We start from the raw sequence: 9,929 nt of genomic DNA, 5'->3' as shown, positions 1-9,929 counted from the left end.
TGCCAAGCGACCCGGCCGGGACGCCGTTCACCGTGGAGCCCCAGGTCTGGGCCACATCCTCGATCACCACAACATCCGGCCCCACGGCTGCCTTGATGCCCGCGACATCGCACGGCAGCCCATACTGGTGGACAGCGACGACAGCCCGGGTCCGGACGCCGCAGGCGGCCGCGGTATCCCCAGGGCCGAGGGTCAGCGCCTCGCCCACCCCGGTGAAGACCGGAACGGCCCCCCGGCGTACCACCGACGCGGCCACGGAGTGGCATCCCACATCGGGCACCACCACCTCGTCGCCCGGCCCGATCCCCAGAATCTCCAGGGCAGTTTCGAGAGCGGCGGAGCCGGAGGCGGTGAACTCCACGGTCGCCTGCCCCAGCCGGCGAACGAGCTCCGCGGCGGCGGCGGCGATCTCGCTGCCTACGACGCCGAGCAGGCCCGTGCCCGGCGGGCCGGCGGCTCGCACGGCGGTCGCGGCGTACGACTCAGCCGAAGGCATGGCGCAACCCCTTCCCGCCTTCACGCACCGCCGCCACCCGGGCATCGAACGCGGCCCGCTCCGCGGCTTGGCGGGCACCCTTCTCGGCGTCGCCGTACCACAGGTCCACCCGCGGACGGCGCTCGCTGTACAGCAGATCCTTGAGGGTGTCGGGGCCGCCGTGCAGATCCACTACCCGCACCCCGCGCCCGCTCCACTCCCGTCGCAGCCCCTCGGTGAGCAAGTAGAGGCCGGGCGAGTAGCGGCGATAGTCCTCGTCGTAGGACCACTTCAGACAGCTGAGCAGGTCCTTGACGCGGGCGTCCAGCCGAAAGGCCACAGGCCGGTCGCCGTCCCGTAGGAACGCGGCGGTGAGCGTTCCTACGGTGACCAGCCGCCGGTAGAGCCGGTCCTGGCCACGAGTGCGCATGTTTTGCCCGCAGGTCGCCTTCCAGGACCGGTCGTCGACCCGCAGGACGTCCTCAGCCGCGTCGGCGCCTGCCAGACCCGGGTCCAGCTGCAGCCCGTCCCGCTCGACCAGCCGCCGTTTCCTGCGCAGCTGCGAGGTGCCGCGATCGAGTACCCGTTCCCACAGATCCGCGCCGTCGCACGCCCAGTCGATCAGGGAGTTGGCGGGCCGCTCCCAGACGGTGAAGGGCGCCAGCGCTCGCACCTCGGCGAAGGCGGCCTCCACCAGCGGCAGATAGACGGGCTTCCCAGTAGCTGCAGCAGCGGCGGCAACCGGCTCGACCAGCGCTGCGGCCCCGGGATCCGCCGTCAGGAGCGGTCGGTCGGTGCCGAGCGCGGTGCACACCCGGGCCCCGTGCTCGAACGGCAGCACCGACCGGGCCCCCAGTGCGACGCACACCTCCCGGCCCGCCGCGCCAACCGCGCGGGCCCATTCCGGCGACTGCTCCACCCGCTCGCCGCAGCGCTCGTACAACTCCCGCCAGTGGCGCTCCTGCCGGGGGTCGATGTGGGCCACCGACCCGACCCACACCGGCGGTCTGGCTGCCGGTTGGCCAGTCGCTGAGGTGCTTGTCTTCGGAGAGGTCATCCGAACTCCTTCACCCGGGCGCTCGGTCCGATCCGGTGCCAGCGCAACTGCCCGTAGGCACGGGCCCGTGCCCCGAAACCGGCCATGAAGCGGTCGATGCTGGGAATGACGCTGCCCTCGAAGTCGAAGGCGTCGATCCGGGGATCGCGCACCGCCTCCTCGATGGCGGCGTCCACCAGCAAGCTTGCGGCCCCGCGCGGCCCCGCACGGTCGAACCAGGAGTGCATGAGCACCGTGACGCCCTCGTCCCGCAGGACGAACACCTGCCCGTGGCACCCGCCGTCGGCGTCGACCGCGGCCAGACAGCGCACCGCCTCGCCTGCCCAGCCGAGCCGTAGCCCGGCCCGCCGACGTGCCGAGACGGCCGCCTCCGGCTGGCCGACGACCGCGCGGGAGAAGTCGAACTCGGCCGGTTCGACGGCCCGTACCCGCAACCGGCGGGCGGCGGCCCGTAAATGGTTGCGGGCGGTGGGCAGGTAGCGCTCCCGGTGATCCTTGCTGTCGCGCAGGTCCAGCCATCTGGTGTGCCTGCAGAGCACTTCGATGCCAGCCTCGGCGAGGGCGGCCGGCTCGCCGAAACAAGGGTCCAGGGGCAGTTCGACGGCGCTCACGCGCTCCATGACCGCACCGAGCAAAGACACCACAGCGCGGTGTCGCTCGACAGGGTGCAGGCCCGGGTCGACCCAGGGCGAGGCGTAGGGCAGCAGCCGGAACGCCCTCCGCGCCGCTGGCTGTCCTCCCCCGTCTTCTTCGTCCGCTACGTCGAGCGGGCAGACCCAGGCACCAGCGGTGCTGCCTCGGCGGGTACGGCAGACCGTGGTAAGAGTGCGTCCGTACAGCTCCACCGCCAACGGGGAGTTCCACACGGGTACGGGGAGCGGGGCGACGATCTTTTCGTACGCCTCGCGGGTCACGGAGTCGCTGTGCATCTTCGCCTTCCGGTACGGATATGCGTCAGGGACCGGGGTGCGGCTGCGTCGGCTACATGACTTCCAGCAGGGCGAATGTCTCCTGGAGGCTGGAGGGCACCGTCCCGCCGCGAGTGGCCATCTCCCGGGCCATGCCCAGCTCCGAGGCGGTCCGGTCGCGGACGACCGCCGGTGCGCCCTGGCCGGTGACGATGCCCTCGTCCAGGTCCGAGTAGTGGGTCAGCGCCCAGCTGGCGCCGGTGGAGGAGGCCAGCGATTCGCGGAGTACGCCCGGGTCCACGCCGAGTTCCCGGCCGGTGCGGATGGCCTGGAGCGCAGCGTGCCGGTTGCTGTAGAGCAGCCAGTTGTTGCAGAGCTTGACGGTCATCCCGGCGCCGACGTCCCCTGCGTGTACGACGTTGTCCGCGTAGTGCTCCAGCACCGGCTGGGCCCGGGCGAACGCGACCTCGTCGGCACCAGTGAAAAGCGACAGCGAACCGTCGCTGACGGCCCCGCCGCGGCGGCTGAGCGCGGCATCGATGAGGGTGTGTCCGTGTCCTTCGCGGGTCCGGGCATGCAGCTCCCGCACGGCCTCGGGCGTCAGGGTGGTGTGCAGTATCAGCAGCGACTCAGGGGGAGCGCTGGCGCACACGCCCTCGGCGCCGAAGAGGAGTGCCTCCACGTCGGCGCGGTGCTTGAGGACGATGAGGTGTACTGATGCGGTCCGGGCGGCGTCCCGGGCGCTGTCGTGCCGTTGAAAGCCCTCCCCATCCACTTCGACCTCCGCTACGGGGTCATAGGCGTGCAGCCGCACCCCCCGTCCGGCCAGGCAGCGTGCGATGTCCGAGCCCATCTCTCCGAGCCCGTACAGGGCGAGTTCCACCATGACTTCCCTTTCGTGGAGCGGATTGGTGACACGGTGCGGCGGTTCGGTCGCACGCGACGGTGCGGTGATGCGGTGATGCGGTCGTGCGCGGTGGTTCGGTGGGCGATGGCACATGTGGTGCGCTATGCCGGCGGGTGAGGCCGCCTAGAGGTCCGGGCGGTACGACAGGAGCTGTCGGGGAGGACAGGCACGTCGGAGGCTCCGGAGGGGCCCGGGAAGAGCGCGCGAGGGCGCGTTACCGGGTACGGCGCCTCCTCCATAGACCGCTGAAGGGCCCTATGGCGTGACGACCTCCGGGGTTCCGCTTGTGGACCGTGCTCTAGCGGCGATCAGCAGCAGTCCCGAGCCCAGGCCCAGAGTCAGGATCGTCCCGACGTAGACAGTGGTGACCGGAAGATGGAGCAGTAGAAAAGCGATGACGAGGGATCCGACGAGCTGCGCCGGGCCGTACACGGCGCCGAAGACGGCGAACGCCTGGGACGATCCCACGGACCGCCACCGGTCCTGCACCTCGCTCTGGAGCACGGCGTCGCCGCCACTGAGTATGCCGACCATCGTGTAGAGGCCGATGGCCAGGACTGCGGTGTGGGCAGCGAGCCCGAAGACCGCCTGGATGGCGAAGCCGGCGAGCAGGATGCCGGGCACCCGGCGGCGTACCCAGTCGCCGACCGACCCTCCGGAGACGAGGACCCCGCTGCCGATGGCCGCCAGCGCGAAGCCGGCGTTCGCGGTGCCGGCCACCCAGGAGCGGTCGGAGGAGTTCCCGGTGAGCAGCGGGACGAACATGCTGAAGGCCAGCACATGGCTCAGTTCCATCGCCAGCAGCGAGCCGGTGAACAGGCCGAGTCGGCGCGGGGAGAAGACCCGCCGCCACACCCCCTCCGGGGCCCGCGCCGGCGCCCCGTCCCTCCCGTCTGTCCCGCGCGGCCTATCGGTCCTGCGCAACCGGGCACCGTTGAGCACCGCGAAGACCACGATCTGCAACACGCTGCCGAGCGCGTACGCGAGCGCACACAGGCCCAGCGAGCCGCTGACGCCGACGGTGGAGACCAGCACCCCGCCCAGCGCCCAGCCGACGACGACGGACGCCTGCGTGGCGACGGCGAGCATCGCGTTGAGCCAGGTCAACTGCGCCAGACTGCCGGATTGATCGGCCACCCAGCCGCGCATGGCGGGCAGGTAGAAGGCGCCGAAGGACGAGAACAGCGCCATGCCGACGTAGATGTGCCAGGCCTGGATATCACCGCGGGACAGCAGATGCAGCACCAAGGCGACGGTGAACGCGCCCGCGTCGGAGAGGATCATCACCCATCGGCGGTCCAGCACCCTGTTGACGGTGCGCACCCAGCGCACCAGCAGCAGCGCGGGCAGCGCTCCGGCGGCGACGACCAGCGGGGCGCTGGCGGCCGACCCGGTGACCTGGAGCGCGAGGACCGAGAGCAGCAGGAGCAGCAGGGACGAGGTGCTCTGGCTCTGGAACGTGGACACCCCGACTGTGGCGACCTCACGTCTGGCGGGGGGCGAGAAGTCCCGCCAGATCTCCGATCGCGCTCGCGCCCTCGCGGACGTGTCCACCATCTGCCTCTTCCTCCCACCACACGATGACGCTATGACTTCCGAGAGTGATGCCTTCGTAGCCCCTTGTGCTGTCCCGGGACACGCGTTGCCTTTCCAGGAGCACGTGCCAGAACACACTGTCGGGCTCTTTCGTCTGAAAATCAGCATTCCATTGCTTGGCTGCGTCAACTGTCATATATGCGGGCGGAATTGAAGAGGAAGACATCCGGTGAGCGGCAGCCGCCACCCCATGGGTCCGAGGGAGAGCGAATGGAGAACCCGGTGCGCCAGGATGGCTGGGAAGCCCTGCTGTACGACTGGCACAACGAACACCTGCTACGCAACCAGCGGCACGACATCGCCTACTGGCTCGGCCTGACCGCGTCCCGTGACCGGATCCTGGTGCTGGGCGCCGGGACGGGCCGGGTGGCCGCACCGCTGGCCGAACGGCCGGGCCACAGGGTGATGGCCGTTGACCTTAGCCGGGCGCGGCTGGCGCGTATGCCACGCACCCGGGGACTGCACCCGGTGTGCGCCGACATGCGACGGCTGCCGCTGTCCGCAGGCCAGGATGCAGTCGTCGTGCCGTACTCCACGTTCCAGTTGCTCCGGACACCGACTGAGCGGGAACTGGCGCTGCGGGAGGCCGCCCGCGTGCTGCCGCCGGGCCGCACACTGCACATCGACGTCAGCGGCAACTTCGACACCCGCGAAAAGAGCGACTGGCGCCTGACGCTGGCCGAGCCCTGCCCGGCCCTCGGCGGGCAGCGGGTCGAGGAGTGGGAGCGGCTGCGGCCCCGTCCCAACCACCTCCTGATCGACAAGCTCTTCCGTACCGAGCGGGGCGAACTCACCCGCCTGACCGAACGCTGGTCCCACCTGCGAGCCCTCGACCTGGAACCCGCACTGGACCGGGCTGGTTTCACCCTGGACCACATCGACCACGGTTACGGAAACGGCATCTCCCCTCACCGCTCCATCTACCACGCCCACCGAAAGAACTGAGCCGAAACCCACACGGGACGCCCGTGGCTCGGCCTTGGTGCGAGTTGACGATGGCGAATGTCCGGGCCGGTGCTCAGCTCGCGGGGGTGCATCCGCGGGTGGTGTGGTGTTGGCTGGATGCGGTGCGTGGTGAGGGCCGCCTTCAGCGGCGTGCGCGTTCCCGGTTTGAGTTGTCCGACCAGGCGTGGGAGGTGCTGGCGCAGGCGGGTGGGAACGTGGTGGTGCTGTACCGGCATCTGAAGGATGTTGCGTCTGGGGGGGACGCGGGCCCGGTGCCGGCTGGGGGGAGGCGGGCCCGGTGCCGTCTGGGGGAGACGTTGCATCGGGTGGTGCGCCGGGAGCTGGATGCAGGCCGGGCGCTGCCGGATCCTCGTGTCACACGTCTGGCTCGTGCCGAGCAGCAGAACCCGACAGGCTCTCGCTGATCTCGCTGTCGTCAAAACGCGCACCGGTCCCTCCGTGGCTTCTGCCGCAGTGTCGAAGTCGGCTGGACCAGCATCCGGGCTGCAGGAACTCGCGCCGGCGTTGGCCAAGGGCATGGCGGTGCCGGAGGTTGGCCTGCCGGCCGGGGGCACACCTGGTGCGTACCGCTTCGGTGCACGCGGTGGCCCAGGCAGTGGCCCAGGCAGGCCATGGCGGCCGAGAGCGCGGCGTGTGTGTTCGGCGATACCGGCCGGGGCAAGACGGTGGCGCTGCAGATGGCTTTGCCGGATCCGCCCGCGGGCTGGAAGGTCTCCTGGGCCCGCGTGCCCGTGCGGCCTTCTGCGGTGGAACTGCGCCGGGCGGTGTTCGACGCTCTGGCGGTGCAGGGCCGGTTCCCGCACCGCTCAGCCGAGGCTGATGCCGATATCGTCGGCGCGCTCGGACAGGCGGGCTGCGATGGTGGATCAGGCGCAGCGGTTGCCGGTGCCGTGTCTGGAATATCTGCAGTCGTTGCGGGACCACCCACACACCCGGATGACGCTGGCGCCGTGCGGGGCGGGCAGTGCACGCGCTGTGGCGCGCCTGCCTCAGCCGGCGTCGCGGACCTGCGCGTGGCAGGAGGTGACGCGTCTTGCCCCGCACGAGGTGCCTGCCGTGATGCCGGCCTTCCACCCGCTGTGGAGCACCGTTGCGCCCCGGGAGGCGGAGTGGACCGACCAGTCGCGCACACGCGGTGCCTTCCGCACACGGGCCCCTTCGACGACACATCTGCAAAACGCGCTGCTCACTGTGCCGGACGCGGCGGTGGACCGGGTTTGCTGCGCCGGCTGTTCCAGCGTCTTGGCCCGCCGGTCTGACCCCTGACGGGCTGATGCCGCCGAGGCGCCGCTTCGCCTCGGCGTACCGCCGCTTGGCCAGTGCCCCAAGCATCCAGCACAACCGCGTACAAAATGGGGTGAGAGTTGGAAGTCAACGATCTGGCCGACGACCGGAACGCTGGTCTGCCCGCGGCGTGTCGTACGGGGCAGCGCGGCCCGGCGGTGCGTCGGCTGCTGGCGTTGCGCGAGCGTGGTGGGCTGAGGACCGGGCACGTGCGGGTGACGGCGGATGCGCTGAGGGTATCGGAGCGCACGGTGTGGCGCCGGCTCGCCCAGGCCCACCGTGACGAGAGGGCTGCCGAGGAGCCCGGCGCTCGCGCTCCAAGCGCCAACAGGTTCACGGCCACACCAGAGGTCCGTCGTCTGCTGGCTTTGCGGCGGCGAAACACCCCGCCACCCCAGCGAGTTCGACCGCCTCCTGAAGACCCCCCTGGCCGAGCGGCCCCGCACCTTCCTCGTGGATGAAGCCCAATGGCTCAACGGCGAGGCATTCGAATACTTCCGCCACCTGCGGGACGAACCCGCAACCCAACTCGCGATCATCTTCGTCGGCGGCAAAGGCTGCCACACCGTGCTGCGCCGCGAACCGATGCTCTCCTCCCGCATCTTCACCTGGCTGCGGCCGGATGCGCACACCTCGCCTGAGCGGATCTTGTGTCACACCTACGGTCGCGGCAAGGACCAGCACATTCCCGTTCCGGGCTGGCCGTACTCGGTGATCTGCGCGCTGGAGACGGGCCGCAGCTCGTGGACCGCACCACTGGACGCACTGCGGCCGGCTCCGGGCGACGACGGCGCCACGGTGACCGCCCGGCAGATGCGCGAGCTCATCGAGAGGCTCATCGAGGCCGGGCAGTGGCGCCAGGGCGACCTGGACATCCTCGTCGTGCTCGACGCCGGCTACGACGTGCCCCCCTGGCCTTCCTCCTGAAAGACCTGCCCGTGCAGGTGCTGGGGCGGATGCGCTCGGACCGTGTCCTGCGCCGGGCCGCACCGCCGCGCGAACCGCACACCATGGGCCGCCCGCCGCGTCACGGCGGCGAGTCCGTCTTCGGCGACCCGGCCACCTGGGGCACACCCGATGCCCAGACCGTGACGGGGACCCGCCTCTACGGGAAGGCCACCGCGCAGGCATGGGACCGGCTCCATCCGCGGCTGACCCATCGTTCCGCCTGGGCCGCCCAGCTGGGGGCTCTCCCGGTCATCGAGGGCACCGTGATCCATCTGCGTGTCGAGCGGCTGCCCAGCGGAGCAGTCCCGAAGCCGGTATGGCTGTGGTGGTCGGACACCGGCGCCACCGCCGAGGACGCCGACCGGCTCTGGCAGGTCTTCCTGCGGCGCTTCGACATCGAGCACACCTTCCGCTTCTTCAAGCAGACCCTGGGCCGGACCTGCCCCAAGATCCGCACACCCGATGCCGCCGACCGATGGACTTGGCCGATCCTCGCTGTCTATGCCCAACTCCGGCTCGCCCGGCCACTGGCAGCCGATCCGCGGAGGCCGTGGGAGAGGCCCGGCGAACCGCACAGGCCCACTCCCGCCCGCGTTCGCCGCGACTTCCGGCACCTGCGTCCCAAGGCCGTCTGTCCGGCCAGAGCACCGAAACTCACCAGCCCAGGACCGGGACGGCCACCAGGCCGCAAGAACACCCGCCCCACCCCACGCCACGACGTCCACACAGTCCGCAAAACGGACACTGCGAAACGGAAGAAGAAGACATCAACCACCCCTCGCCCACGGCGCACAGGTTAAAGATCAAGCCAGGGCCTGTTTGAGATGTTGATCAAGGTTGTGGAACGATCTCGGGATGGCTCGTGGGGACTTGACAGGCGAACAGCGGGTGCGTCTGGAGGCGGTGTTGCCGCCGTTGCCGGTGATGGGGCGCAAGCCCCGGGATCGGCGGCAGGTCTTCAACGGGATCTGGTGGCGGGCCAGGACCGGGTCGCCGTGGCGGGACATACCCGAGCGGTACGGGCCGTGGGAGACCGGATACACGCTCTTCCGCCGCTGGCAGATCGATGGGACCTGGGCTCGCGTCCGCTGTCCTCGCCCAGGCCCGCCGCCGTGACAGCCTCGACAAACGCCAGCGTGTCCTTGAAGCCCTCGCCGCCCTCGAACGAGACGGCCAGAAGATCAGCCACGCCGCCGTTGCCCGCACCGCAGGTGTCCCTACCTGGCTCACCTACACCGACGGCATCCGTGAACACATCCACTCCGCCCGCAACCGCCAGACCCGCACCCCCGCCACCCCACCCCTACCAGGATCCGCTCCCAACCCAGCAAGCCTGCGCGCTGAACTGGACCTCGCCCGCGAAGAGATCAAAGACCTCCGCCAGGAACGCGACCGCCTGAACAATGCGCTCCGCCACCAGCTCGGCCAGCAACTCGACGCCCTCCACGCCCCCGACCTCGCCTCCCGGATCGACGAACTCACCCGCGACAACCACCAGCTTGCGGACCAACTCCAGCAGGCCACCGAAGAAAACACCGCCCTGCGCGACCACCTCACCGGGCTCGAAGACGACCTTGCAGCGGCCCGCACCAGCCTGCGCCGCATGATGCGCACCGAGAACACCACCACCCAGTGACGGCCGACCCCGCAGCGCCAAGCTCAGGCCCATTCCAGTCCGAGGTCGGTCAGTGTCTTCTGCTTGTCGGCGGTGAGTTTGGCCCGGCGGCTTTTGGTGTTGGACAGGAATACTCCGAGCTTGACCTCCGTCCCGTCCGGCAACGCCTCTAC

Annotated in this window: 8 protein-coding genes and 1 pseudogene; 4 read left to right on the top strand and 5 right to left on the bottom strand. The window is 70.3% G+C overall.

The features are described from left to right. From ABD339_RS33215 to ABD339_RS33195, 5 genes are all read right to left on the bottom strand, one after another. Positions 1 to 496 (bottom strand): DegT/DnrJ/EryC1/StrS family aminotransferase (locus ABD339_RS33215; RefSeq protein WP_344570903.1); only part of this gene is annotated, 496 nt, incomplete at its 3' end. Beyond that, the gene (locus ABD339_RS33210) at positions 483 to 1,532 is read right to left on the bottom strand and encodes a GNAT family N-acetyltransferase (protein WP_344570902.1); all 1,050 of its coding nucleotides are present in this window, start codon (positions 1,530 to 1,532) and stop codon (positions 483 to 485) included. The genes ABD339_RS33210 and ABD339_RS33215, both read right to left, overlap by 14 nt. Continuing rightward, positions 1,529 to 2,461 (bottom strand): hypothetical protein, encoded by a 933-nt coding sequence (locus ABD339_RS33205; RefSeq protein ID WP_344570901.1) that lies wholly within the window; start codon positions 2,459 to 2,461, stop codon positions 1,529 to 1,531. The genes ABD339_RS33210 and ABD339_RS33205 overlap by 4 nt, the downstream gene beginning before the upstream one ends. A 52-nt stretch (positions 2,462 to 2,513) precedes the next feature. Next, entirely contained in the window at positions 2,514 to 3,326 is an 813-nt protein-coding gene (locus ABD339_RS33200) for an NAD(P)-dependent oxidoreductase (protein ID WP_344570900.1), read from the bottom strand. A gap of 276 nt (positions 3,327 to 3,602) precedes the next feature. Continuing rightward, positions 3,603 to 4,904 (bottom strand): MFS transporter, encoded by a 1,302-nt coding sequence (locus ABD339_RS33195; RefSeq protein WP_344570899.1) that lies wholly within the window; start codon positions 4,902 to 4,904, stop codon positions 3,603 to 3,605. Positions 4,905 to 5,153: 249 nt separating this feature from the next. On the opposite strand from ABD339_RS33195, the gene ABD339_RS33190 reads away from it, so the two are divergent. From ABD339_RS33190 to ABD339_RS33175, 4 genes and pseudogenes are all read left to right on the top strand, one after another. Continuing rightward, a complete protein-coding gene (locus ABD339_RS33190; RefSeq protein ID WP_344570898.1) occupies positions 5,154 to 5,888 on the top strand; it encodes a class I SAM-dependent methyltransferase in 735 nt (244 codons plus the stop codon). Positions 5,889 to 7,799: 1,911 nt separating this feature from the next. Continuing rightward, a pseudogene (locus ABD339_RS33185) lies at positions 7,800 to 8,941 on the top strand (transposase); the annotation flags it as partial. A 55-nt stretch (positions 8,942 to 8,996) separates the two neighbouring features. Beyond that, on the top strand, positions 8,997 to 9,257 hold the full coding sequence (locus tag ABD339_RS33990; RefSeq protein ID WP_425576175.1) for a transposase: 261 nt from the start codon (positions 8,997 to 8,999) through the stop codon (positions 9,255 to 9,257). Continuing rightward, complete coding sequence (locus ABD339_RS33175) at positions 9,208 to 9,777, top strand: hypothetical protein (protein WP_344570897.1); 570 nt, start codon at positions 9,208 to 9,210, stop codon at positions 9,775 to 9,777. The genes ABD339_RS33990 and ABD339_RS33175 overlap by 50 nt, the downstream gene beginning before the upstream one ends. The last annotated feature ends 152 nt before the right edge of the window (positions 9,778 to 9,929 follow it).

Origin of the sequence: Streptomyces axinellae, from assembly GCF_039532135.1 — a bacterium.
Lineage (GTDB): Bacteria > Actinomycetota > Actinomycetes > Streptomycetales > Streptomycetaceae > Streptomyces > Streptomyces axinellae.
Note: the sequence above shows the minus strand (reverse complement) of the source record. Positions and strands in the feature narration are given on the sequence as shown.